This is a genomic window from Luteolibacter rhizosphaerae, assembly GCF_025950095.1.
GTDB lineage: Bacteria > Verrucomicrobiota > Verrucomicrobiia > Verrucomicrobiales > Akkermansiaceae > Haloferula > Haloferula rhizosphaerae.
In genome coordinates this window covers 93,716-118,281 of sequence record NZ_JAPDDR010000008.1, presented here as the reverse complement: position 1 = coordinate 118,281, position 24,566 = coordinate 93,716, and the positions used below count along the sequence as shown (strand labels likewise).

Annotated in this window: 21 protein-coding genes and 1 tRNA gene; 6 read left to right on the top strand and 16 right to left on the bottom strand. The window is 62.2% G+C overall.

The window, feature by feature from the left end:
* The first annotated feature begins 38 nt into the window (after positions 1–38).
* Positions 39–947 (top strand): DUF808 domain-containing protein, encoded by a 909-nt coding sequence (locus OJ996_RS15980; protein WP_264514627.1) that lies wholly within the window; start codon positions 39–41, stop codon positions 945–947.
* Here OJ996_RS15980 and OJ996_RS15975 read toward each other — a convergent pair whose 3' ends face one another.
* The 12 genes from OJ996_RS15975 to OJ996_RS15920 form a co-directional block, all read right to left on the bottom strand.
* Positions 948–1,940 (bottom strand): UbiA family prenyltransferase, encoded by a 993-nt coding sequence (locus tag OJ996_RS15975; protein ID WP_264514626.1) that lies wholly within the window; start codon positions 1,938–1,940, stop codon positions 948–950.
* Positions 1,937–3,079, bottom strand: a complete 1,143-nt coding sequence (eboE, locus tag OJ996_RS15970) for a metabolite traffic protein EboE (RefSeq protein ID WP_264514625.1) — start codon at positions 3,077–3,079, stop codon at positions 1,937–1,939. The genes OJ996_RS15975 and eboE overlap by 4 nt, the downstream gene beginning before the upstream one ends.
* A gap of 64 nt (positions 3,080–3,143) precedes the next feature.
* Positions 3,144–3,902, bottom strand: a complete 759-nt coding sequence (locus tag OJ996_RS15965) for a class I SAM-dependent methyltransferase (RefSeq protein WP_264514624.1) — start codon at positions 3,900–3,902, stop codon at positions 3,144–3,146.
* Positions 3,899–5,329, bottom strand: coding sequence for a hemolysin family protein (locus tag OJ996_RS15960; RefSeq protein WP_264514623.1), 1,431 nt, complete (start codon positions 5,327–5,329; stop codon positions 3,899–3,901). Before OJ996_RS15960 ends, OJ996_RS15965 begins: the two co-directional genes overlap by 4 nt.
* 7 nt (positions 5,330–5,336) lie before the next feature.
* Positions 5,337–5,597 (bottom strand): FmdB family zinc ribbon protein, encoded by a 261-nt coding sequence (locus tag OJ996_RS15955; protein ID WP_264514622.1) that lies wholly within the window; start codon positions 5,595–5,597, stop codon positions 5,337–5,339.
* 62 nt (positions 5,598–5,659) lie between these two features.
* Complete coding sequence (gene rpsN, locus OJ996_RS15950) at positions 5,660–5,929, bottom strand: 30S ribosomal protein S14 (RefSeq protein WP_264514621.1); 270 nt, start codon at positions 5,927–5,929, stop codon at positions 5,660–5,662.
* A gap of 328 nt (positions 5,930–6,257) precedes the next feature.
* A complete protein-coding gene (locus tag OJ996_RS15945; protein ID WP_264514852.1) occupies positions 6,258–7,226 on the bottom strand; it encodes a phosphotransferase family protein in 969 nt (322 codons plus the stop codon).
* Between the two features lie 62 nt (positions 7,227–7,288).
* Complete coding sequence (locus OJ996_RS15940) at positions 7,289–8,179, bottom strand: NAD(P)-dependent oxidoreductase (protein WP_264514620.1); 891 nt, start codon at positions 8,177–8,179, stop codon at positions 7,289–7,291.
* Between the two features lie 80 nt (positions 8,180–8,259).
* Entirely contained in the window at positions 8,260–9,153 is an 894-nt protein-coding gene (locus OJ996_RS15935; protein WP_264514619.1) for a helix-turn-helix domain-containing protein, read from the bottom strand.
* An 84-nt stretch (positions 9,154–9,237) separates the two neighbouring features.
* Positions 9,238–9,825, bottom strand: coding sequence for a hypothetical protein (locus OJ996_RS15930; protein ID WP_264514618.1), 588 nt, complete (start codon positions 9,823–9,825; stop codon positions 9,238–9,240).
* A gap of 157 nt (positions 9,826–9,982) precedes the next feature.
* Positions 9,983–10,930 (bottom strand): N-acetylmuramoyl-L-alanine amidase-like domain-containing protein, encoded by a 948-nt coding sequence (locus OJ996_RS15925; RefSeq protein WP_264514617.1) that lies wholly within the window; start codon positions 10,928–10,930, stop codon positions 9,983–9,985.
* A 48-nt stretch (positions 10,931–10,978) separates the two neighbouring features.
* A complete protein-coding gene (locus OJ996_RS15920) occupies positions 10,979–11,227 on the bottom strand; it encodes a DUF3253 domain-containing protein (protein WP_264514616.1) in 249 nt (82 codons plus the stop codon).
* A gap of 74 nt (positions 11,228–11,301) precedes the next feature.
* Between OJ996_RS15920 and OJ996_RS15915 the strand changes: the two genes are divergently transcribed.
* From OJ996_RS15915 to OJ996_RS15905, 3 genes are all read left to right on the top strand, one after another.
* Positions 11,302–11,727 carry a DUF5069 domain-containing protein gene (locus tag OJ996_RS15915; protein WP_264514615.1) on the top strand — a complete coding sequence of 142 codons (426 nt, stop codon included), beginning with the start codon at positions 11,302–11,304 and terminating at the stop codon, positions 11,725–11,727.
* 55 nt (positions 11,728–11,782) lie between these two features.
* Entirely contained in the window at positions 11,783–12,550 is a 768-nt protein-coding gene (locus OJ996_RS15910) for a PEP-CTERM sorting domain-containing protein (RefSeq protein ID WP_264514614.1), read from the top strand.
* A 114-nt stretch (positions 12,551–12,664) separates the two neighbouring features.
* On the top strand, positions 12,665–14,293 hold the full coding sequence (locus tag OJ996_RS15905) for a fumarate hydratase (protein ID WP_319800697.1): 1,629 nt from the start codon (positions 12,665–12,667) through the stop codon (positions 14,291–14,293).
* 39 nt (positions 14,294–14,332) lie between these two features.
* Here the strand turns inward: OJ996_RS15905 and OJ996_RS15900 are convergent, their stop codons facing one another.
* Complete coding sequence (locus OJ996_RS15900) at positions 14,333–14,845, bottom strand: hypothetical protein (RefSeq protein WP_264514613.1); 513 nt, start codon at positions 14,843–14,845, stop codon at positions 14,333–14,335.
* Between the two features lie 256 nt (positions 14,846–15,101).
* Between OJ996_RS15900 and OJ996_RS15895 the strand changes: the two genes are divergently transcribed.
* Complete coding sequence (locus OJ996_RS15895) at positions 15,102–15,614, top strand: hypothetical protein (protein ID WP_264514612.1); 513 nt, start codon at positions 15,102–15,104, stop codon at positions 15,612–15,614.
* Between the two features lie 94 nt (positions 15,615–15,708).
* A complete protein-coding gene (locus tag OJ996_RS15890) occupies positions 15,709–16,308 on the top strand; it encodes a DUF4198 domain-containing protein (RefSeq protein ID WP_264514611.1) in 600 nt (199 codons plus the stop codon).
* Positions 16,309–16,654: 346 nt separating this feature from the next.
* Here OJ996_RS15890 and OJ996_RS15885 read toward each other — a convergent pair whose 3' ends face one another.
* The 3 genes from OJ996_RS15885 to OJ996_RS15875 form a co-directional block, all read right to left on the bottom strand.
* Positions 16,655–17,239: a hypothetical protein gene (locus OJ996_RS15885; RefSeq protein WP_264514610.1), complete on the bottom strand. Its 585-nt coding sequence runs from the start codon at positions 17,237–17,239 to the stop codon at positions 16,655–16,657.
* A gap of 182 nt (positions 17,240–17,421) precedes the next feature.
* A complete protein-coding gene (locus tag OJ996_RS15880) occupies positions 17,422–23,868 on the bottom strand; it encodes a beta strand repeat-containing protein (RefSeq protein WP_264514609.1) in 6,447 nt (2,148 codons plus the stop codon).
* 557 nt (positions 23,869–24,425) lie between these two features.
* Positions 24,426–24,512: transfer RNA gene (locus tag OJ996_RS15875), tRNA-Ser, on the bottom strand.
* Between the last annotated feature and the right edge of the window lie 54 nt (positions 24,513–24,566).

The window sequence follows — 24,566 nt, the reverse complement described above, 5'->3', positions numbered from 1 at the left end:
CCTTGCCTCGGCGTGGCGATTGCTGGCCATGATCCGCCATGGCCGGAGGAAGTCTATTGATGCTGTTGGATGATATCGCCGCGATCCTCGATGACGTGGCGGTGATGACCAAGAAAGCGGCCTCCAAGACCGCGGGGGTGCTGGGGGATGACCTCGCGCTGAATGCCCAACAGGTGAGCGGCGTGGTCTCGAACCGCGAGCTGCCGGTGGTCTGGGCGGTGGCCAAGGGCTCCTTTGTCAACAAGCTGATCCTGGTGCCGGCGGCGCTGGCGATCAGTGCCTTCGCTCCGTGGCTGATCACGCCGCTGCTGATCATCGGAGGCCTCTATCTATGCTTCGAAGGGGTCGAGAAGCTCTACCATCAGTGGCAGCACCGCGGGGAGAAGAAGACCGTGGAGGAGGCCAAAGCGGAACTGAGGGAAGGCGTGTCCGAGGAGGAGGAAAAAGCGAAGATCAAGGGGGCGGTGCGCACGGACTTCATCCTCTCCGCCGAGATCATCGCGATCACTCTGGGAGTGGTTGCGGATCCGGCAGGGCCGAAGCCTTTCGGCACCCAAGTCGCCGTGCTCTCCGCGATCGCGATCTTGATGACGGTGGGCGTGTATGGCTTGGTCGCGGGGATCGTGAAGCTGGATGACTTGGGGCTGCACCTCAGCCAGAAGGCTTCCGCTGCGGCAAAGTCGCTGGGTAAAGCGATTCTCTGGGCAGCCCCCTTCCTGATGAAGGGGCTTTCGATCGCCGGCACCGCGGCGATGTTCCTGGTGGGTGGCGGCATCGTCACCCACGGGGTTCCCGCGCTTCACCATTGGATCGAGCACATTGGCCATGGTCCTGCGGGTGGCTTGACCGCTTCGTTGGTCAATGGAGGCATCGGCCTCGTGGCGGGGGCTGCAGTCCTTTTGCTAGTGAACGGGATCAAGAAGATGCGCGGGACACCGGCGCATTGATCAGGTGGCAGGTGCCAGCTTCTGCAGCGCCCGGCCCAAGACAAACGCAACTAGCGGCAATACCAGCATCACGATGAGGTGAGGCAGGTCGCGCAGCCCGAGAGTTGGCATTCTCGCATCCAGCCCCATGACGATCGGAACGGCGGCGATAAGATCCACCAATGGGATCCCGGCGAGCAGCGCGGAGACGTAGCGGGGAATCGGCTGCTTGAATGATGTTCGTGCGAGCGCGAGCCAGACGGCAAAGGGAAGCATCCCGAGGAATCCGGGGACCAAGTAGCCCGTCATGAAGTTGCCGGGCATGGCCGCGAGCGGGACCAAGAGCATGATCAAAGAAAGCATGCGCGGCCCCCGCGGTGGATCCCCCATCCCCTCATAGCGCGCGGACAGCGAAAGCCCCACGATATAGGAGAAGAGTCCGAAGCCAATCACAGCGGGAATCGCCAGCTTCTTTAAAGCTAGTGATCCGGAAGCGTAGCCGATCGATTCAAGGTAATCGAGGCTCAGCCACCAGACGAAGTAGCCAAGGAAGTAGAGACCGGCCCGGCACAAGCCCATGGGGATCACCGCCCAGATGGTTCGCTTGTGGTAGGCTGTATAGAGGGCAATCAGAGAAACGATGAGGATGGCCGTAAAGCCGCAGAGGGGATGCAGGGTGAAGGCGAGCGAGGTTCCTCCGACCGCAAGAATCAACGCGAAGGCAAGATAAGATCCCGGTTTGAAGAGTCCGGAGGGCAGGGCCCTCTCGGGTCGCTTCTCCGCATCCCACTTCTGGTCGAACCAATCGTTCGCGAGATTCCCGGAGAAATAGAGCATCAGGCCCGAGAGGGCTGCGAGGCAGGCCCGCCCCCAATCCATTTCGGAAGGTTTCCAGAACTCACCGACTTGGATCCACCCCACCATGAATCCCAGAAACACATTGCTCACCACGCTCGGCGCATTGGCGATGCGGAGCGTGGCGAGGAGGGCGCGGAGCTTTCCGGGATGGCTCATACTCCGGCGAGGACCCAGCGGTATTCTCCGGCGATTTGCTCTTCCACCGGGCGGGCAAGTTCCTGCGGGAGGACACCCCAAGTGTAGGTTTCAATCTCCCAGTGCTGGCAGAGATCCGGGACCTCGCGCGCGAGGGCGAGGGCATCGAGCGAATTCTGGCGGGTGCTCGCGAGCGGTGGGGCCGGCTCCGCATCGAGGGGGATGTGGAAGTGGACACGCCACTCCTCGGCATCGGCGCCGGTATCGGTTCCCAGCGAGGCGACGCCTTCCGGCAGATCGGTGTAGCGTTCGATGCGGCCATCCGGATGGCGAGCGAGCACCTGATGGAGGAAGGTGGGCTCATCGAACTTCGAGACTGCCTCCACCGCACCGGGGATGCGGGGATCGAGCGCGAGAGCGGCGGAGAGATGGATCTTCGAGATGCGGAGGCCTTCGCCCCGGAGAGCCGTGAGCGAGTCCCGCGCGCTCTCATACTGGAGCGCGAAGTGGCAGCAGTCGTAGTTGATGCCGATGCGGCGCTTGATCAGCTCGTGATCCGGGGCGTCGTCCAGCAGACGGTCGAAGAAGCGCAGGGTTTCCTCGGTGTTCTCGAAGTGGCCGCGCGGTTCGGGCTCCATGCCGAGATGGAGATCGCGATCCGAAACCTCCGCGAGGGAATCGAGGAATGTGGCGAGCTCGATAAGCTGCAGGCGGATCGCGGATTCGTCCGCTTGGAACTCCTTGAAGGAGCCGGGCAGCGTGGACACGGAGCCCTCGATGCCCTCCGGAAGCAGTTGAGAAACGATCGTGAAAAGCTCCTTGGTGTATTCCAAGCGGGCGGGATCGGCCCAATCCGGGCGGAAGACATTCCGCTTCACGAAGGACCCGGCGCGGAAGTCGCCGTAGGGGAAGCCATTGATGGTGAAAACGTAGGCATTCTTGGTGGCCAGCCAGTCGTTGAAGGCGGGAAGTTCGTCGCCGCGGAGAAGCTCTTTGGCCGCGGTGGAGGAGAGGCGAAGGCCGATCGCGAAGGCCTCATCCGGAGCCACCAAATCCCGCACCTTCATCGCATGGGTGGAGATCGCTTGGAAGGTGGTCTTCCAATCCTCCGCCGGATGGATATTCGTGCAGTAGGCGAGGTGGCCGTGAGGGAATCGCATGCGGGTAGGATTGAGGGAAATCCCCCGGCCCGCAAGGGGAGTGGCGCGAGTTTCCGAAGTTACGCTACTTCTGTGCCACGACGGTGATGATCTGGGCCTCCTCGTTCACGGGGACTTCCGGATCGAAGTCGGCAAGGGCATGCAGGGGCTCGAAGCCCGCCTTCATGAGCAGGCCGTGAAGCTGGCGGGCGGTGAACCAGCGCAGGGTCTGCTGCGAAACATGCTCGGTTTCCACGCTGCCGTCCGACGCGAGCAGGCGGTAGCGGTGCTCGCGCTCGAGAATGCGCTCCTTCCGGTTCAGGCGGTGGCGGGTATCGATCACCGCGCTGCGGCCTTCCGTCCACGGGATGCGGTGGTCCTCATACCACTCACCCTCCGGCAGCTCCTTGTGTAGCTCCGCGAAGGGGATGAAGACACTGAGGTAGATCACCCCACCCGGCTCCAGCAGGGTATGGAAATGCTTGAGTGCCGCCGCGGGATCGGCGGCGAGCTGGAGGGTGAAGGCGGGAAGGAGCAGCGATTGATAGCGTTGCCCCGAATCGAAGACCGTCATGTCCCCCTCATGGAGGACAGGCTCCAGCGAGAGATCCGCCGCGGACCTGCGGCAAAGTTCCAACATCTCCGCGGAGAGCTCCAAGCCCTCGACCTGATAGCCTTTCTGCAAAAGTGGAAGCAAAAGACGGCCGGAGCCGCAGCCTACCTCCAGCGAAAGGCCGGGGTGCTCCCGCAACAGGTCTACCAAGAATGGCAACTCGGCTGGCTCACCCTCCTCGGCCCAGAAGGCATCGTGCAGGAGGGCTTCGAGAGAGGTATATGCACTCACTCGGCCTTTTCCTCTGCAAGCTCGCCGTCCTCGGCGACACCCGCGGGCTCCAAGCGGCGGAAATGAACCTGCCCGACGCGGCGGCCATCGGTGCTGGTGACCTTCGCCTCCCAGCCTTCGATCTCAATGCTCTCGCCCACTTCCGGGAAACGGCCGAGCTGCTGGGTGATGTAGCCACCGACGGTGGTCACCTCGCCGCTCTCGATCTCCAGTTCCTCGGCCAAGCTGGCGAGGTCGTTGAGGGTCATGGTGCCTTCGACCACGAACTCGTTGTCGTTGATCCAGTTCGATTCCGGACGCTCGTTGTCGAACTCGTCCTGGATGTCGCCGACGAGTTCCTCGATCACGTTGTCCAAGAAGACGATGCCGACCGGGGTACCGAACTCATCGACCGCCATGGCCAAGTGGGCGCGCTCCTTCAGGAAGAACTTCAGGAGGATATCCAGCGGCATGGTGTCCGGGACCATCTTGAGCTCGCGCTTGATGCGCATGAGGTCCGGGTCCGGGCTGCCGACCAGCTTGAGGATGTCCTTGATGTGGATCAGGCCGATGGCGTTGTCGAGATGGCCGCCCTTCACCAGCGGGAAGCGGGTGTGCTTGGTGCGGCGCGCGATCTCAAGGGCCTTCTCGAAGGGCTCGTCCGAGTTGAGCACCACCACCTCCTGGCGGGGGGTCATCACGTCTCGCACCCAAAGCTCATTGAGTTCCAAGGCATTGATCAGGATCTCGCGCTCGGTCTCGGTGACTTCCTGGGCGCGCTCGCTCTCGGCAACCAGCAGGGCGAGTTCGTCGGAAGAGTGGATGTGCTCGCCCTCGGCGACCGGATCGATGCCGAGGACCTTCTTGAGGATCCAGTTCGCGGTGCCGTTCAACACGCGGATGGCCCAGTGGAAGGACTTGTAGAAAACGTGCAGGGGCCCTGCGAGGAGCAGGGTGGTGGCCACCGACTTGCGGATGGCGATCGACTTCGGCAGGAGCTCGCCGATCACCACGTGCAGGAAGGTGAAGGAGGCGATGGCCAGAAGGAAGGAAACAGCCGAGATCGGCTTGAGGGTCTTGCCCCAAAGCTCCCAGGTCACGGGCATCCCCAGCTTGTAAAGCAGCGGGGAGACGAGCGCTTCCACGAAGGGCTCTCCCAGGAAACCGAGCGCCAGCGAGGCGATGGTAATGCCGAGCTGGTTCGCAGAGAGATAGCCATCCAGATGACTGACGACGTGCAGGGCGGTGCTAGCACCTTTCTCCTTGGAGACAGCTTCGAGCTGGCTCGGACGGACCTTCACGATCGCGAACTCCGAGGCCACGAAGAAGGCATTCAGCAGCAGGAAGAACAAGATGCCCGCTATATAGAGCACCGTCTCGCCACCGGTCGGCCAGTCGGTACGGAGCTCCGAAGAGGCAAAAACAAGGCTGTCGGGAAGAAAGTTCATCCCGGCCTTAGAGTTTTTCGTAAACGCCCTGATCCCGCTTTTCGAGGATCGTGAAGCCCGCGGACTTCGCGTCGCTGACGGACAGCGGCTTGGCGATGCGCGGCGTATTCACCTTCGAGATCACCTTGCGCACGGTATTCCGGCACAGGGGGCACTGCTCAAGGGCAGGGCGGTCGATGGGGCGCCGCAGTTCGAACCCCTTGCGGCAAACGCGGCAAGATCGCTCCGGATCTTCGGGGTTCTCGGAAAGGTATTCGTAAATGGGCATCGAAAAGACGGAAGGTCGAGCGGTTACCGCCTTCCGTCAACCGTAGCGGACGGCGAGCCAAGTTACCAGCTCGACTTGGTCACGCCCGGGATCATTCCGTTCGAGGCGAGCTCGCGGAAGCTGATACGGGAGAGACGGAAGCGGCGGAGGAAAGCGCGGCGGCGGCCGGAGAACTCGCAACGGTTCACCAGACGGGTCGGGCTGGCGTCACGCGGCAGCATGGTCAGGCCAATGTAATCCTTCTCCGCCTTCAGTTTGTGACGGAGGTCGGAGTATTTGGCGACAGTGCGCGACTTGCGCTCGTTGCGTGCGATCCAGCTCTTCTTAGCCATAATTCGGGGCGCGGTGAATACCCGATGGGAAGACCCGTGCAAGCCCAAACTTGGGATTTTTTGGAAGTTTCACGGCGGTGTGGAGGCCGGGAGACGGGACGGAGCTTTGATTTTTAACCGCGAATGGGCGCCAATGGACGCGAATTGGGTTTATGGGAGGGGTGCGAGTCAGGGTAGATCGGGAGGGGTTGGTTTACGGGGAGGGAGATTGGACCGCGAAAAACGCGAAAGGCCGCGAAATTTGGAAGACAGGGAGAACCACGGAATACTCGGAATACACGGACGGGAGCTTGCGAGACAGCTGGAACCTTGCTGTCGATGACTCCCCTCAGAACTCTCCCGGACGGTCGAGGCGGTGCCTGAGCCAGGTTTCTGCGTTCCTGCGGATCAGGGGGCCGTGGGTGGGGTGGCCGGATTCTCCGGCGAGCTCCGAGAGGCATAGGACGCCGCTGAGGAGATCGATACGATTCCGATCCAAGGGGAAGCCTGCGAGCGACTCGTAGTATCCGACCACCCGGCGGGTGAGGTCGCGGTGGATGAGGTCCGTGTAGATGAACTCGCGATGAAGATCGCCGAAGCCGGAGTCCGCGAAATCGAAGATTCCATTGAGCACCTGCCGTTCGTGATCGAAGGCCATGTTCCAGCCATGGCCATCGAAGAAGCCGTAGACCGATCCGCGCGGATCGAGAGGAAGAGCTTCCCATGCGCGCAACGCGTCCGCGGCGGCACGGAAGAGCGGGCCGTCTAACAGAGTCTCCAGATCCAAGATCAATTCACCGGCCTCCGGCCAACCGGGTACCGGGGTGGCGCCTGCGGCGACAAGTGGCTGCGGGTCGAGCCGATGAAGCTGGAGGTAGAAGGTGGCCAACTGTTCCGCGAGCGCATGGCGGGCGCACTCCGGGAGCTTCGCGTAGTCCGCTTCCAACAGGTGGCTGCCGGGAATCTTCCGGTGACGGGAGAAGACGGGAGGCCCGGGGAGAAGTTCCAGAGCCGGGATAGGGATGCTGAGGTGCGGGCGCAGAACCTCAAGAAGCCGGGCTTCCTTTTCCAAGGACCAAGCAGCATCGGGCTCGCGGGGGAACTTGAAGATATACTCATTGCCCACGTCGACGGCCACGCTGTCCCAGCCATCTTCGAGGACGGTGAACGAAGCCCCTGAAAGCCCGGGATCGGCCGCGAGGATGAGTTCGCGCATCGACGCGATCGACAATGGCTGGGTCACGTGAAGTTGGGCGGGATCGTGGACACGCCGATCCTCGGCGAGCCCCGAGGCGACAGCAAGGTCCGGCCCGGGCACAAGAAGCAATGCGCAAGGGGCTGGTGAAGCCCCCGCGCATCGCTCGCGGATTCAAGCTTTGATCAAGCCCCCGCCGGCTTCCGGAGGAGCTTGATGATGGAGGCGACTTCTTCATCGGCATACCCGGCGGCGGCGGCGCGCTGGAAGAAGCCGGCGAAGAACTGCGGGATCTCGGTATTGATGCCGGAATCCCGGGCGGTGTTCAAGATGCGCTCGGTGGCTTCCACCGAGATGGACATGGGGCTCTCGCTGACGCGGAAGTCGCCCTTCTGGATCACGCCGCCCTCGTATTTCAGGAACTCGCCGAAGGCCGGGGCGATCTTGGCGACGATGGCGCCGTATTCCTCCGCGCCGAAGCCCTCGGCCTCGCCGATGAGCGCGCCGTGGAAGAAGCCGAGGGTGGCACCATAGACGTAGGAAAGCGTGGCGAGGTCCATGGCGGCGGCCGCGCTGATCTTCTCGCCGAGGTAGGTGGTGCCACCGGCGAGGTAGACGAGGGCATCCTGTCCCCTCTCCCAAGCATGCTTTGCGCCGGAGACGAGGATGAGGGTGTCCGCTTGGCCCATCTGGGTGGGAGCGGCCTGGATCGCGCCATCGAGGTAGGCGGCTCCGTTCTCGGCGGCCCAGCTTCCGCCGCGGCGGGCGTCCTCCGGGCTGCCGGTGGTGAGCTGGATGAGGAGGCGGCCCTTGATGGCGGCGGCGACTCCCCGGGCTCCAAGGATCTCCGCGGAAGCCTGATAGTCGTGCACGCAGATCAGGATGAGATCACCGGCGGCCACCGCTTCAGCGGGAGTAGCGGCGAGGGTGGCACCAGCGGCGACGAGATCGGCAGCCTTGGCGGCGGAGCGATTCCAGACGGTAACGCGGTGGCCCTTTTCGAGCATGAGGCGGACGAGGGTGACGCCCATCTTGCCGAGTCCGAGAACAGTGATCGAGTAGCGGTTCGTTTTCACGCCACCCTTGTCGCAGGAAAGGCGGGCGATCCGGTAACCGGCTGCCGGGGAGAAGTGACCGATTTCCGGGATCGCAGACCTCAGGCGATCTTCTCCTGCTGGGATGCGGGCAGGGACTTGAGGCTGTCGCGGTATTCGCGGGGCGTCTGCTTGCTGTGGCGCTTGAAGAAGCGGGTGAAGTGGGTGGGCTCCGAGAAGTGCAGGCGATCGGCAATCTCCGCGATGGTGAGCGGGGTGTGGGAGAGCAGGTGGCGCGCCTCTAACAGGATGCGCGCGGCGATGATGTCGCGGGCATTGCGGCCGGTGCGGTTCTTGATCTCGTCGCCGAGGTGATCGGCAGTGACATTGAGTAGCTGCGCGTAATCCTCCACGGAATGGCGGGCGGCATAATGCTCGGCGACGAGGTCATCGAAGCGACAGACGAGGTCGCGGCAGAGATCGGAATTCGCGACGGAGGCGGTGCGCCGCTCGTGGCTCTCGCGGAGATCGTAGAGCAGGGCCGTAAGCGTGGCGGCGAGGCGGGCGGTTTGGTAGGGAGAGTTTCTCCCGGAGATGGCCGCAAGGCGCTCGATCTGGAGGCGGAAGTTCTCGGTCTCCTCGCCCTTGAGAGTCCAGACTGTGGGGCGGTCGAAATAGAAGAAGGGAAACTCGTTATGAGGAGAAGCGAGCGCGGCTTCGACGAGCTCGCGCTTGAAAAGGATAAGCTGCGTGAGCTTCACGCCGCGGTTCGGGAAGATGCTGCCGGGGAACTCGATGACTTGCTCGGGTGCGGCGGCGAGCACTTCAATGACGCCGCCGTGCTCGCCGAAGGCCAGCAGGAAAAAGCCGCGGCGGTGGGGCGGCGTGTGCAGGGATCCGCCACCGCGGAGCTGGATGACACCGAACTGCGCGAGATCGCCGTAAGACTGGATGCCGAGCCAGCCGGCGTAGTCGGCTATCTCGGCATAAAGCGGAATGGATGACCGCGATGGCATGCTCCGTGAATCTGGCAGTGTCCCGGAGCTTGGCAAGCCGGGGACTCCCCGGCAGAAGCGGTCACCGCGGCCTCCGCCAAGAACCTAATCAATAGCAAAGTCGATTTCGGTCTTCTGATTCTCGAATCGTGTCCAAGCGCCGATCCCGAATGACCTGACATCCTTCTCCGATGCGGAAAGGGACCACTTCTTTTCTCCCTCCGAGAAGACGCTGTAGACCATCTTTCCATCTTCGTTCACCACGCTCCAAGTATAGGTGGCGTTTTTCTTAAGGGTGAGGATCTCCGTCTTAAGCTTTTCCGAATTGTCCTCGAGAAGGATCAGATAATTGCTGTTATCGGAGGCGGACGGCTCTCCCACCTTGATGGTCCCGGAGCGCTCCGAGATGGGAATCAGGGCGATCTTGCCCAGATGCAGGACCGGGGAGCCTTCGAGATCGCCGCCCGCATGCTTCATCTTCCCGGAGATGCGGATGCGGGTTTGCTTGCCGGAGGTGACGCTCACGCGATGTTCGTCGAAGATCCCTTTCGTCTTCGGGTCGATCTTGAGTTCGCGGCGATTCGCGGTCCAAGGATGGATCGAGACGTCCTTCACCCCGACCTGCGGCGGCTTTTCCTTCTTGTCCGCCTGCGCGGAAGCGATGTGACAAGGAAGCAACAGGGACAATGCCACGACGCACGCGCGGAGGGGATGGGGCGCTATCATTATATGACGCTGCCACCACCGCCCGAATACGGCGAGAGTAAAATCAACTCACCAGTATACCCAAGTTAGCTTGGAGATATTTCGACAAAGGGAGAGAGCGATCCGCTTCTATCCTATGAAGACGTTATCGCGTCGCCACCGGACGCTGCCAGAATTTCGAGGGCGGGAGGTCCTTCGGACGGACGACGACGATGCCGGCGTGCTTCGAGCCTTGGTTGAGATAGTCGGTGATCGGGCGGTCGATGATGGTCATCCGGCCCTTGTCCCGATCCGAGGTGGCGTGGGTGAAGATGGCGCGGCCATTGATGCGGGTGATGAGGCCGACGTGCGAGGTGTAGCCGTTCGGCCAGTTCGTGGTGATGGCGCAGATGTCGCCATCCTGGAGGTATTGCTCGACGTTGCGGACCTTGTTCTTCGGGACGTGATAGACGGGGAGCTTGGAGACGGCAGCTTCGATGCGGCCCATTTCGGGAAGCAAGCCGGGGCTATTGCGGAGGTAGCGGTAGTTCTTCCACTGCACGGTCATCTCGCGGATTTCGCGACGGAGACGCTGGGCACCGGGCAGGCGCGGGGTGATATTGGTGGCGAAGCCGCGGCGCTCGTTGTCGTAGAAGACTTCCTCCAAGTGATGCATGCGGCTGAGGTAGCCGCCGGTGCAGCGGCCGCCGCGGTAACGCTCCAGCTCGACCATGTGGAGCATGTCCTGCGGGGTGTAGGGGCCGGGCTTGTAGCGGAGCATGCGGGCGAAGGCCAAGGCGTTCTCGTAGTAGGTCCAGCAGTCCATCCCGTTGAAGTTCACCACCGGGTTCTCGACCTTGTCGTCGACCTCGAGGGTGTAGTTCACGTAAGGGGTGCCGACCATGGCGCGGGCGGCGCGGATGGTGCGGGCGCCGATGGGAAGCTGGCGCCAGTTCTCGCGCTCGGCCTGCTTCACGATGGCGCGGAACTTCGCCTCGCCCTTGAAGACGGTGGACATGGGCAGGCGCACCGGGCTCGGCGGGGTGACGGTGTGTTGCGCGGCGGCTGGCAGGACCGCGAGGAACATGGCGGTCAGGGCTCCCTTGAATCTCATGCTCGCATCTTAGGGGGTGGAGCGGAAATGCAAAGGAAGCTTTAGCGATCACCGGGTTTTCCGTCGTATGCGGATAGGCCCTTTCGCGGTGTCGGGGTCCACCACGACACCGCCTTGGAGGATCTCCACTTCACCGGCGGCTTCGAGATGCCGGGCGGCGGCTCGCACGGCTTCCATGTTCTCGCGCCAGTGATCCGGAAAGGTGGCGCAGGCGACCTCACTGGGGCAGATACTGGCCTCCGGAGTGCGGGCGGCGAGGAGATCGAGGATGCCTTGTGCCAAGGGATCGGTGGCCATGCGGGACCATCGCCGTGCTCCGCGAGTCCGCAAGCCTGCCTTGAAAAGATCGGCAGGTCCCCCACCCTGCCGCGGTGAGCGAATCCTACGAGACACCCCGCAGCCCGCGCGACGAGATCGAGGGAATGCCGTATTTCCCGCGGCTGTGCCACAAGGTGCGGCTGCTGGCGGCAGGCAAGCTGCATCCGCAGTATCATGCTAACGTGGGCGGAGGGATGGACCTGTGGACCTGCCAATTCCTAGGCGTGGACTATGCGGCGCTGGCCGGGCAGGTGAATGCGGGCGTGAGCGATGCGGAGGCGTTGGCTTGGGCGAAGAAGAATGGGACGACCCGGCAGGAGTGCGAGGTGGCGTGGTGGAAGTCTTTCATCCGGACGCGGGGATTCCGGGATGATCTGGCCGAGAAGCTCGTGTTGCGGAAGGCGGAATCCGGATTCCAGAACCGGGCGGATATCGTGACCTTCTTCGACTACATCGATGCAGATGAGGGGCGGATGTAGGAAAATCAAGGCTTGCGGCTTACTTAGGATTTCTTAAGTATTAGCCCGCACCCCGATGAAGCACCCCCTGCTTTTTACCGCCCTGCTCGGCATGGCGCTGCTGCCCTGCGCGGCCCAGACCATCACACCCGGAAATCCGGATAACTCCTTTTACACCGAGGATGTGCCCTTCCTAGTGGGATCCGATCCGACCCAACCGCAGCTGGCGGGGCTAAACCTGCGGACGATTCCGGGCTACGGACCGGGGTATGTGTATGATTTCTGCGCGGACTTCCTGACCGGGGCGAACAACCTCTCGGCATTCAATGTCACATCGGGGCTCGGCTCCGGTCTGGGCAGCGGCCAGCAGGACCAAGTGAGGGCGCTGTTCTCGCACACGCTGCCGACTTTCATCGAGATGCTGGACGCCTACATCGATGCCAATGGCAACGATTGGTCGGAGCAGACGGAGGGCCAACTGGGGCTGCAATTCAACGCGCTGGTGGGTTATGCGGGCGGCATGCAGGTAGCGCTGTGGGAGATCATCCACGAGACCTCCGGCGATCTCTCGATCGACAGCGAAGGTGCTCTGCCGGGCACCTTCCGGGTGGAGCCGGCGCTTTCCGATCCCCGGATCACCAGCACCCGCGACAATGCGGAGAGCTTCCTGGAGAACATCCGCGACGGCTCGTGGATCGATGTCGGCGGGATCACCTATTTCTACGCGAATCCGGAGAACGAGGCCGATCAGGACCGGATCTGGATGACCGTGCCCGAGCCCTCTGCAGCCTTGCTGGGCGGGCTGGGGCTGCTGGCGGGGCTTCGCCGGCGCCGCCGGGCTTAGTCCGAATCAAACATTCTCTCCCCAGAGATCCCCGTCGTCACTCCGGTGCGGCGGGGATTTTTTTGAGTGTTTGCCGGGCTGGACGAGGCGCGGGGCCTGCCTAGGATTCCCGGCATGCCCGACTTCGTTTATCAGGATCCCTTCCCGCTCGGTGCCGATGAGACCGAGTACGAGTGCCTCAGCACCGAGCACGTCTCGGTCTCGGAATTCGATGGCAAGCCGATCCTGAAGGTGGCGCCGGAAGGGCTGGCGCTGCTGGCGAACGAGGCGATGAAGGCGATCAACTTCACGCTGCGGCCGAGCCATCTTTCGCAGGTGGCCGCGATTCTGGACGATCCTGAAGCCACCGAGAACGACCGCATGGTGGCTCTGATGCTCCTGAAGAATGCGGAGATCGCGGCCAAGGGAATCCTGCCCGCCTGCCAGGACACGGGCACCGCGACGGTGGTGGGCAAGAAGGGCCAGCAGGTCTGGACCGGGGTGGACGATGCGGAATGGCTCTCGAAGGGCATCCACAAGACTTATCAGGAGGAGAACCTGCGCTACTCGCAGACCGCGCCGCTGGACATGTACCAGGAGGTCAATACGAAGACGAACCTGCCGGCGCAGATCGACCTCTATGCCTCCGAAGGCGATGCCTACAAATTCCTTTTCGTGAGCAAGGGCGGCGGCTCGGCGAACAAGACCTTCCTCTATCAGGAAACGAAGGCGCTGCTGAATCCGAAGCGTTTGAAGGAATTCTGTGTCGAGAAGATGCGCTCGCTCGGCACCGCTGCCTGCCCGCCCTATCATCTGGCGATCGTAATCGGCGGGACTTCCGCGGAGACTTGCCTGAAGACGGTGAAGCTGGCCTCCACCCGCTACTACGATGCACTGCCGACCAGCGGCAACGAGCAGGGCCGGGCCTTCCGCGATCTGGAGCTGGAGAAGGAGCTGTTAGAAGCGGCACGGAATATCGGGATCGGCGCGCAATTCGGCGGGAAGTATTTCGCGCTCGATGTGCGGGTGGTGCGCCTGCCGCGACACGGAGCCTCTTGTCCTGTCGGCATCGGCGTGTCCTGCTCGGCGGACCGTCAGGCGAAGGCGAAGATCACGAAGGACGGCATCTTCCTCGAAAAGCTGGAGAAGAACCCGGGACGATTCATCCCGGAGAAGTATCGCGACTGGAAGTTCAAGGGCGTGGAGATCGATCTCGACCAAGGGATGGAGAAGACGCTCGCGACACTGAGCAAGTATCCGGTGACCACGGCGGTTTCGCTGAGCGGCACGATCATCGTCGCGCGGGACATCGCGCACGCGAAGCTGAAGGAGCGCCTCGACGAGACCGGCGACCTGCCGGACTACTTCAAGGATTATCCGGTGTACTATGCCGGACCGGCGAAGACTCCGGCGGGCTATCCCTCCGGCTCCTTCGGCCCGACGACGGCGGGACGCATGGACTCGTATGTGGATCTCTTCCAGAGCCACGGCGGCTCGCGCGTGATGCTGGCGAAGGGCAACCGTTCCCAAGCAGTGACCGATGCCTGCAAGGCCCACGGCGGCTTCTACCTCGGCTCGGCCGGCGGACCTGCAGCGCTACTGGCGAAGGAACACATCAAGAGCCAGGAAGTGGTGGAGTATCCCGAACTCGGGATGGAAGCGGTGTGGAAGATCCGCGTGGAGAACTTCCCGGCCTTCATCCTCGTGGATGACAAGGGGAACGACTTCTTCAAGAAGATCAACGAGTGCCCGGTCTGTGTGTGATGGCGAACGGCGGGAAGCAAACCTCGCTCCCGCCGAGCCTCAACTTTCGCTCCGCGTTGCGGTGATCGCCACGATTTTCTCATAAGCCTTCTTGTCGAGGTCGCAGCGGATGAATCCGCCTGCGTAGTAGATGAGCGCTTCGTGACAGCCTTCGCAGAGTATGACTTCATGCAGATCATCGCCGCTGCCCCAGCAGAGATACCAATCGGCATGAAACCCTCCGCAGCCTTTCTCTCCGAGCCAAGGTTGATAGGTCGCCGGATCGGAAAGGATTTGCGATAGCTCCTCAGCCTTCGCATTCGAAAGCGCGGGGTCATTGCACCAGAAAGCATGGCCTCTCCTCATCGACCGGGGACAAAAGATCGCCTGCACGGCCAGCTTCGGGAAATCGAAGCCGGGATGAGCCATCCCCGAGCGGATTTCATCGGGCTTTCGCGCGGGAGGGGTGAAGAACTCGGAGGGCATGACCGCGATCACGGCACCTTTCAAGTTAAGCTCGCTGGAGATCACTACGAGCGGCCAGGCCCTCCACGCCACGAGGGCAAGAAGCACCCCGGACAAGGCCAAGATTCTTCTTCGTCTACGCCTCGGCAAGCGAGTCTCCGTGTCGTGAGGGTTCATTCCCTATCATCCGACCGGAGTTTCCGCGGCGATGGAAGCGCAAAAGGCCGCGACAATCATCGTCCGCGACGCCTTCCGCCGCCAGCGTTGGCAAGCTAGCGCCAAATTTCCGCAAGCATGCGGGAAACCAATAGCGGGTAGCCGGGTTATTCTCCGACGAGCCGCTCTGCCTTGGCTCCCGATCATCATGAAAATCCGCCTCTTGTCCCCGTTGTTTCCTCTGCGCGCCGCCCTTTTCGGTGCTTCGCTTCTTACCGCTGGCTTTGCATTCGCCGCGGACGCTCCGGCGAATAACAAGTGCCCGATGATGACCGAGGACGAGGTGGAGGAGGATAACGAGGTCGAATTCAAGGGCGTGCCCGTGGCCCTATGCTGCGGCAAGTGCAGCAAAATTTGGGAGGCCGACGAGAAGGTGGCGGCTTATTACGTGAAGGTCGCCACGGAACTGGGTCTACTGCCGCAATTCAAAGGGAAGGAAAAGGAACTCGGGCTCGATACGATCGAACTGCTGCCGCAACGCTACTGCGCAATCCACCAGAAAAGTCTGATCTCCCCCTCCAGCCCGTTCGTCGAATATCAGGGCCAGAAGGTTTATTTCTTCAACGATAAGGCCAAGCAGCGCTGGGAGAAGGATCCCGAAGCCGCCGCGAAGAAGGCGATCGATGCGGGCGTGCTGCCCCAGTTGAAGAAGGATTCCTGAACCTCGATCACCCGGGCTTGTGAAAAGATTCCTCAGCTTCGGCATGTTTGCCGGTTGCCTGTTTGCCTCCCCTGCCTTGGCCCACTCCGTGTGAGTGGAGCCGGGCCCGGAGGGAGCGCTGGTAGTCCGCTTCGGCGAGTTGGATGGTGATGTGGAGAAGTCTCCGGGGCATCTCGATTCTCTGGGGAAACCAGTCGGTGTAATCCTGCCGGTGGCCGAGAATGCCAAGCCGCTGGAATCGGTGAAGAAACCGGATCACTACACGCTGGGCGGCACGAAGCCGGATCAAGCCTTGGTGGCAGAAGCTGTCTTTCCGGTGATGAGCTTCGGCGGCAAGCCGGCGCGGCGGCCGATCTTTTACAGCCGCTGGCTGCCTGCCGGTGGCGACAAGGTCGCGGGGCAGCCGGCACTGACACTGGACATCGTTCCGACCGGAAATCCGGGCGAGGCGAAGGTCTTCTTCCGAGGCAAGCCGCTGCCGGAGACGAAGGCGCGGCTGAATGCGCCGAATGGCAGCCATACCCCGCTGAAGACGGATGCCGAGGGCGTGTTGAAGTTCACCTGCGACGAACCGGGGCGCTGGGTGCTCACGGTTCCGGGTTACAACGAGGAGCTGCCGGGGTTTGCAGACGGGATCGCGTATGCGGTGGCCAGCCACAATGCGGCTTTGAGCTGGGTGATTCCGAAGCCCTGACAGGGGCGAGGGCATCAGCCGATCTTCCGAGAAATTAACGTACTTAACTCCGCTGGTTTGGTCGGATAAAAAAAAACCAAATTCGTTCTGAGCGGAAATAACAAGTACTGGTGAAGTCCTCCAGACCACGAACCCTAGAATTACCAGTGTCGTCGTAACCTACTTTCCGCGCTTGCGGGGCAGGCTAAGCGACATTCTTTCCTGACTCTCACGTAATGGTTCGCAACGCCAGAGCTCCCATGCCAGCGGAAGGGTAAAAGGATGCTCCGGAACTCTTGGTCAGGAGCTGACTGAGTTGATAGCAAATGGGCGAGGCCAAGTCCCCGGGGAGGGGTCCAAGCAAAATTCAATCAAGCTTGTGTGGCAACGGGATCCCAGCCAGATCTTCGGCAATCTTCAGGCATTCCAGAAGGCGCTTTGGGCGCTCGGGGTGTTTGGAAAGAAACTCGGGAGTCAGCTCACCCCATCCGATCTTGGGTCCTTCCCCCACTTGGAAATTCAATTGGTCTCCACCCAAGACGAGACCTTCTTCCTTCCAATCTATTTTCGGGAGGTCCGCCTCCGTGGACAAAAGCTCGCGAAGCTTTTGAAACTGGTCTTTAGGTCCTCCTTCGAACTTCACGAAGCGCCCTGCCCATTCCTTGTTACCGTCGGTCCGGGGCGTGAAGCAGATGACTTCCAAGAAGGTTTGCTGGTCGGTTTGCGCGAAGAAGACGAAGTCCGCCGAAAATTCAGCACCGAGGGTAATCAATACACAGCGGCGTTTCGGATGGGGATCCTTGAGATACCTTGAAATCGCATGACTGCCGATTCCGGTCACTGCCGAAAGCTTGTATCTATTAATGACAACTTCGTTCGCAGCGCGACCATTCCCTTGTGAAGCAGAAATTGCCGACGTCACGAGAAGAAGAAAGGCGATCAGGAGCTTCATTTCGATGAATGCGATCGTCGCGTATTAGGCTCAAGCCGTTTGTACAGCAAGAAGCGAATCACATTCCCCATTCGGTTGACCGCCGGGAATTTCTGGATTCCCAGCGCTTCCTTGCTCGCTTCCCGTGGCCTCCGGGGCGCGTGGTGAGCATCATTGTTCGATGGTAGAGTGATCCCCGTCGATCAAGGAGCGACAGGGATGGCAATCCGGACGCGAGCGAACTTCTTCGGCTGACCTTCACGGAGAATGACAACGGTGATGTCATCGGCGGCATTGCCGTTTTCGATGACGGTCATGGCGGGAGTGCTGGTAGCGATATTCGGCACGGCAATGGATGTCCAAGGACCGGCGATGCCGGTCGCGCTTTCCACAGTGACGGCGTAGGCCTTCGCTGCATCAACGCGCTTGAACTGGAGAACGAGATTGCCGGAGCCGTCCATGGTGTTCGACATGGGGGCAGCATTGGAAGCCTCCGCAGGCGAGGTGCCGGTCAGGAACTCGATGCCATTCGGAATGCCGTCGCCATCCGGATCGGCAGCGGCCCCGCGCGCGGGACCGGTGATGGAAGGATAGTCATCAAGCCAGCCCTCGTAACCGACCGCCACCGGCGTGACGGACACCTGGCTGGAACTACCGGTTTCCTCTGAGCCATTGAGCGCCGTCACGACGTAGTAGTACGGGGTGCCATTGGTGAGTCCGGTGTTCAGGAAGCCCGGGCTGGAGACGCTGCCGATCGTGGCATAAGGCCCGCCATTCACGGTCGAGCGCTTCACGTTGTAAGAAGAAGCGCCCGGGGTCATGGCCCAGCTCAATGTCGCCTGCGCATCTCCCGGAGTAGCGGTCAGGTTGATCGGCGACGAGAGCGTCGGCGATCCATAGACCGCGAGCTGCGCGTAGCCGACCCAGCCGTTCTCCGAACCCGGGGTGCTGAAGTCGAACTTCACGGCGGCCACGTTGGTGGCAAGCACGCCGTTCGCCGCGGTCAGGGTCGAGCGGGTCGTGGATTGGACGGCAGCCGTATTGGTGGGGTTGTAGTTGACCGAGCTTAAGGTGACGAAGGTGTTCGGCGTGGCCACCTTCGAGTAAGAGAGGGTGTAGGCCTGCTGATCGCGACCGGCATCCGACCAACCGCCGTGCACCATGATCTTGGTCAAGGTATGGCCATTACCCCCGGCAGGAAGGGTGTAAACCACCGAGGAGCCGGCACCGCCGCCATTCCCGCCGCTCAGGTAGTTGAAGCTGTTCTCCCCCACGGTGGTCGGGCTGATGGACAAACTGCGAATGGTGGTGAGGGCCGCCGTGCTCTTGCCATTTCCATTCAGGCTGAAATTGCCCGCCGCACTAGATGGAGCGAGGCCACCGATCAGGCTGCCATCCGCCATCAACTTCCAGCTCGGGGTGAAGGTAGTGTTACCCCCGAGGCCGGTTTGCGCGGCCAACGAGGTGATCACGTTGTTCACGGCCGCAGGCACATTGTTCACCGTCAGCTTGCCCGGCGTGCTGGTGGCGGTGCCTTGGGAGTTGGTGGCCTTGAGCTGGTAGCTGGCGGCATCTCCGGCCTGCAGATTGGAGAGCGTGAGAGAGGGACCGGTGGCACCGGCGATATCGCTCGGAGTTCCGTTCACGACCTTCTGCCATTGATACGACAGTGGAGTGGCACCGGAGATCGAGGCGGTGAAAGTCACCTGCCCACCCACGACTTCCGTAGCGGTTGCAGGTGAAGTGTGCATCAGCACCGCAGGCTCCTGCGAACTGCCGTAGACCGAGATCTCGGTGTAGCCGCAATAGCCGTTCTCGGGAGAGGGCGTGGTGAAGTCGAACCTGAGAGCGGCAACCCCGGTGGCCAGCGGGCCACCGGTCGAAGAGACCAAGGTCGAGCGGGTCGCGGACTGGACGGCGGCTGGGTTCGCTGGATTGTAGTTCACCTCCGCGAGCGGAAGGAAAGTGGTGGGCGCCGCAACGGTGGCATAGGAGACCGTGTATGCCTGCTGGTCCCGCCCAGCATCCGGCCAGCCGCCGTGAACCACGATCCTAAAAAGGCTGTAGCCGCCGGGCGAGGTGCCGAGCGTGTAAGTGAGCGACTGGCCCGCGCCACCGCCAGCGGTCACTTGAGTAGCAGTGGCGCCACCCGAGCCGAAGGTGGATCGCCCGACGCTGCCGTTGGTCAGCACGTTCGTGCTGTTGGTGAAGTTCCCGCTACCGGCTTCCGATGGGGCCTTGGTGGCGATCAGGCTACCGGGAATCACCTCCCATGTGGGCGAGAAGATAGGGCTGGAACTGCCAAGTCCGGTCTGGGCCGCATGGCTGACGATCACGTTGTCCACCGCTGCCGGGACGTTTGCGACCGTGAGCGTGCTGGCCGCACTCACCGACACGCCTGCGGCACTAGTGGCCTGAAGGCGGTAGGAACCGGCATCCGCCAACTGGAGATTGGCCAGCGTAAGGGTCGGAGTGGTCGCACCGGCAATATCGGTGAGCTGACCATTCACGATCTTCTGCCATTGGTAAGTCGTGGGGAGCTGGCTGCCGAAGGCCGCCGTGAAGCTGACCTCGCTGCCGACCACATCGGTCGCCGTCGCGGGCGAGGTATTCGCCACCAAGGCCGGTCCTTGATTGCTTTGGAGAGGCGGATTGAAGCTGATATTGTCGATGAAGATCGTGTTGTCACCCCCGGCCAGATTGGTGCCTTCAAAGGCAAGAGCGTGATAGGCAGCTGAAGCGGTGAAGCTGGCCGAGCGATTGGCGAACGAGGAGCTGCCGCCGCTCGCGGATTGAATGACCGCGCCATCGATCTTCACGTTCCATGTCTGCTGGTTGCCCGAACGCTGGGCGGCAGAGTAGGTCACCGTGTAGTTCGTGCCGGGAACGAAGCCGGTGATGATCTGCGAAGTGGTACCGGTGAACTGGACAAAGCCGACTTGCGTTCCCTCCGGAGCGGCCGGGCTATTGAAGGCACTGCCATTCGAGGCGATGCCGGTCTGTGAGAAGGTCCACGAAGCCCCGGCCGGTGCGTACTGGTGGCCCCCTCCGAGATTCGGGGTTTCGAAGCCGAGGTTGAGATTGGTATTCGCGACGACGAAGACGAGCGGCGCGGAGTCCTCGGAGCTACCATTATTGAACAGCACGCGGGCAAAGGCAGTGTGTTTCCCGGCGCTGGCATTGCTCCACGCGCAGGTGTAGGGCGCGTTGTTGATTTGGCCGATCAGGGTCTTGCCGACGAAGAACTGGACGGCGTTGATGGCATTGCCATTCGCGGTGACCGAAGCGGTAAGATTCACCGGAGCATTCGAGGCGAAGACGGTGTTGTTCGCAGGGCTTGTCAGGGCGAGGCCGGGGACCACCGGCTGAATCGCATCGCTCGGGCTGATGCTGACGTTGTCGAGGAACACGCTGCGATCGCCGCCATTCAAATTGGTGCCGGCGAAGGACAAGGTCTGGGTCGAGGAAGAAGCGACGAACCTCGCGGTGTAGCTGGTGAAGCTGGTGCTGCCCACGCCATTCGACTGAATGACGTTGCTGCCGATCTTCACATCCCACGTCTGCCCGCCGTAGCTGCCCCCTCGCTGCGCGGCGAAGTAGCTGACCGTGTAGGCCTTGCCCGAAGTAAAGCCCGAAAGAGCTTGGGAGAGCGTGCCATTCTGCTGCACGAAGGCGACCTGAGAACCATGCGGCGCGGCCGGGCTGCCGAAGGCGCTGCCATTCGCCGCGATGCCCGTGCCGTTTCCGGCGGAGCCACCGAAAGTCCAGGAGCCACCCGAGGGATTGTACTGATAAGCACCCGAGCCACCGCCGAGGCCGGGAGACTCGAAGCTGAAGTTCGCGATGGTGGGGCCCGCCGCGACGATCTGAAGGTTATCGATGAAAACCGTGTTGTCCCCGCCCGCGGTATTGGTCCCGACGATGGCCAAGGTATGGAGAGCGGCGGTGGCGGTGAAGGTCGCGGTGTGGGCGGTGTAGCTGGCAGGCCCCGCCGTGTTGGACTTGATGACATTCCCATCGATGACGAGATCCCATGTTTGCCCGCTCTGCCCGCCACGTTGGGCGGCGAGGTAGTTGATGGTATAGAGCGTGCCCGGGGTGAGCCCGGAGATCGTTTGGGAGATCGAACTGCTTGACTGCACGAAAGCGGCCTGGGTGCCTTCCGGAGAGGTGGGGTTGCCGAAGGCGCTGCCGTTCGAGACGAGGCCCGAGCCATTCCCGGCGCTGCCGCCGAAGGTCCAACCGGCGGTAGCCCCGGCGGGCGCATACCGGAACGTGCCGGCGGCCAAGCGCGGCGACTCGAAGCCGCCCGCAACCGGCAAGGCAACCGCGCTGGCTTCCGCGGAGTTGTTGCTCCCTCCATTCTCATTCACCGCGGTGACCACGTAATAATAGGTCACTCCCTGGGTGAGTCCGCTGTCGGAGAAGCTCATGCCGGTGACAGTGCCGCGGCTGGCGTAGGGACCGCCTGGCGTGGTCGAGCGCTTCACGTTGTAACCGGTGGCACCATAGCTCTGCGCCCACTCCAGACGGATCCGCAGGCTGCTATCCAAGGTGGCGATGAGCCCGGTAGGTTTCGGCGCATAGAGCTGCTCCACGGCGATCACAACGCGACGGTTCGTCTCCGAAAGTGCGGGGTTGTTCACGTTCGCGATATTCACGAAGAGCTCGAATTGGGCGGCGTACAACGCGGGGTTCGCAGCCAAGGTGTAATAATCGAGCAAGGTGTTGTTCGCCACGTTGACCACACCGGCATTGCTGATGGCGAAGGTGCCCCCGGTATTGCCGGAGGCGATGGTATAGGTGAGCGGGCTGTTATTGGGATTGGTGGCCGGGATATTACCGACGACCGTGCTGTTAGGTGCACGCTCATCGACGCTCAGGCGCGTCGGCTGACGGGCTCCCGGCACGGTGCCGGAGACGGAGTAGTAGCCGAGGCTGCCGTAGTCCGAGAAGCCGTTGGTAAGCGGATCGTTCTTGCCGACACCCGTGACCCTGAAGGTGTAAGTGCCCGCCGCGAGGTTCGCGTTGATCGTCGAGGAGACATCTTCCTGCGCATTGGCGGTGAAGAGAACATTGCCCGATGCATCCGCCAGCGTGGCCATGGTGGCGAGATTCCCCCAATCTCCGGGTGCCACGGGATCGACCCGTAGATTGACGGTGCCGCCGGTAGTGGTGAACTGGAAGGCATCCGTATCAGCGGTGCGCTCGATCACGCCCTCGGCAGAGACGGAGTTGCCGGTGTAGATCTCGAGGTAGCGTGAGGTGGCCAGGGTGCTTCCGGTATCGTCGGCGCGGTAGCCGACGTTGTTGTTGGTCGTGGTGATGGTCAGCAACTGATCCTGACCTTGGTTGGCGTTCGTATACTCGCCCTTCGCCCAAGTGGTGACCGCTTGGTAATAGCCTACGCCCATGATGGGTGCCCATCCGGTTTCGCCACCGCCATGGCCGCCGTAGTATTCGCCGCCGCCCGTCTGCCCCTGATGGGCTAGGCCGAGGGTGTGGCCGACTTCGTGCGATCCGACTTCCGCGGCGGCCTTGCCTACATTGTAGACCGACCAGCAGACGGTATCGTTCCCCCAGTTCCATGAGCCGTAGTAGGCAACACCGGCGGCGGTGACCGGGGTGGTGGTATAGCAGCAGCGCTGGCGGCTGGCCGCGGGTGCCGCAAGGAAGACATTGATGTCGGTGGTGACGTTGATGTTGAAGGGCATGAAGTCCTCCGCCACGCGCTTCCAGACGTCCTTGATCACCTCGTTGCTGACATTCGGGCGGGCATAGGCGATGCCGCCCCAGCTATTGGTGTAGCCACCCGCGAAATCGAGCAGGAGCACCGCGGGTGAGCCGGGGTAGCTCTGCAGGGAGATGATCTCGTCATTGTGCTCGGGCACATAGTTCGGCACTTGGTCGGGCCGCAGGGGAACGATGTCGTGAGGCTTGCCGCAAGAGCAGGTGGCATGATCTAACAGGGCAGGATCCGCCTCCGCGCCGCGCATGCAGACGACTTCATCCAAGCGGCGCTGCCAGAGCTCCGGAGCGCCATCGGCTCCGGTGGGCTCGACGCGATATGCGGTTTCACTCGCGGGAAATTCCACGACACCGACCGCCTTGCCGGCCTTGCCGCCTGCGGGAGGGGTGAGGAAGAAGAACTTGCCCTGCTCCGGGGCGCTCAGTTCGCCGGAGACGTAAAAGACGCTGCCCTGATCGAACTGGACGATCCGCACGATGCCCTCGGCGATGGCTCCGTTCGTGAGCTCGAAGCGGACGGGATCGCCGTCCTTCGAGCGCTGGAAGCTCTCGATGAACTTGGTGTCCCAAGCCCGCTTGGATTTTCCGGGGGCGCTCAAGCCGGCGGCATAGGGATTGATAGCGAGATCCATCTCGCGGGTGAGCGGAGCGGCAGCCTGCAGGGATGGGGCCGGGGAAGTGGTGGCAGCAGGAGCCTCCGGCGCCTTGCCGGGGATTTCCGCGCCAGCTGGAAGCTCCGGCGACGGTGGCGCCTGATGGCGAACCGAAGACACTGCGGGAGCTTGGACCGCCTCGGGAGAAACCGGCGGAGCTTGGGTCCAGATGTAGGCCCCGGTGCTTATCGCGAGGAGGGGCAGACCGAGACGCAGCGCCCGACGGGAGACAAGAGGAGAGGAAAACACGAGGTTTGTGGCTTAGGGTTTGGATGCCGATTCGTTTCCGGAGATGGCGTACCGAGCCCAAAGACAAGCCGCGCTCCCGGCGAACGGAAGCGATGCGCCAAGCGATCCACGGGTTTAATGGATCGAGTGCCGGACGGACTCGGGAAATTGGGTTTGGTGGGCGCCCGAAGGGCCGTGGCGTGGAGACTCCGCCGGTACATCGAACGCCGCCAATCGTCTGGATAGCAGGAGAATCCGGTCCCGCCTACCTATCCATTTATGGAGGATTCGAAGGCACTTCCCTCTTCATGAAGAGGAAGCAGCACCAATAACCGCAGTCGCGGAGCGAGCAAAGTGGCTCGCAAAACAAAGGGAAAACTTTCCGCGGACAGGGAGGAATTGACCTCCGGTCCATGCCAAGCTGCGGCTGTGCCGATAAAGAGAGGTCGCGAAGCTCCTTCCTGCATTCAAACCCATTTCGCTGCGCTCAAAAAGGGCTCTCGTCCCTCCCTGAAACGCCAAGGTCTGGCGAGAATGGCCGAGCAAATCGGCTCTCAAAACAAGGGGAAAACTTTCCGCGGACAGGGAGGGATTCGAACCCTCGGTACTATTGCTAGCACACACGCTTTCCAAGCGTGCTCATTCGACCACTCTGACACCTGCCCTTAAGCGGAAGGGCGCGCACCCTAGGGGGAGGTCGCGGGCTTGGCAACCCGATT

Excerpts from the sequence above, each read along its gene's own strand:
- OJ996_RS15980 (WP_264514627.1), top strand. The coding sequence starts at position 39 with ATGGCCGGAGGAAGTCTATTGATGCTGTTGGATGATATCGCCGCGATC.
- OJ996_RS15975 (WP_264514626.1), bottom strand. The coding sequence starts at position 1,940 with ATGAGCCATCCCGGAAAGCTCCGCGCCCTCCTCGCCACGCTCCGCATC.
- eboE (WP_264514625.1), bottom strand. The coding sequence starts at position 3,079 with ATGCGATTCCCTCACGGCCACCTCGCCTACTGCACGAATATCCATCCG.
- OJ996_RS15960 (WP_264514623.1), bottom strand. The coding sequence starts at position 5,329 with ATGAACTTTCTTCCCGACAGCCTTGTTTTTGCCTCTTCGGAGCTCCGT.
- OJ996_RS15955 (WP_264514622.1), bottom strand. The coding sequence starts at position 5,597 with ATGCCCATTTACGAATACCTTTCCGAGAACCCCGAAGATCCGGAGCGA.
- rpsN (WP_264514621.1), bottom strand. The coding sequence starts at position 5,929 with ATGGCTAAGAAGAGCTGGATCGCACGCAACGAGCGCAAGTCGCGCACT.
- OJ996_RS15935 (WP_264514619.1), bottom strand. The coding sequence starts at position 9,153 with ATGCCATCGCGGTCATCCATTCCGCTTTATGCCGAGATAGCCGACTAC.
- OJ996_RS15925 (WP_264514617.1), bottom strand. The coding sequence starts at position 10,930 with ATGAGATTCAAGGGAGCCCTGACCGCCATGTTCCTCGCGGTCCTGCCA.
- OJ996_RS15920 (WP_264514616.1), bottom strand. The coding sequence starts at position 11,227 with ATGGCCACCGATCCCTTGGCACAAGGCATCCTCGATCTCCTCGCCGCC.
- OJ996_RS15910 (WP_264514614.1), top strand. The coding sequence starts at position 11,783 with ATGAAGCACCCCCTGCTTTTTACCGCCCTGCTCGGCATGGCGCTGCTG.
- OJ996_RS15905 (WP_319800697.1), top strand. The coding sequence starts at position 12,665 with ATGCCCGACTTCGTTTATCAGGATCCCTTCCCGCTCGGTGCCGATGAG.
- OJ996_RS15895 (WP_264514612.1), top strand. The coding sequence starts at position 15,102 with ATGAAAATCCGCCTCTTGTCCCCGTTGTTTCCTCTGCGCGCCGCCCTT.
- OJ996_RS15885 (WP_264514610.1), bottom strand. The coding sequence starts at position 17,239 with ATGAAGCTCCTGATCGCCTTTCTTCTTCTCGTGACGTCGGCAATTTCT.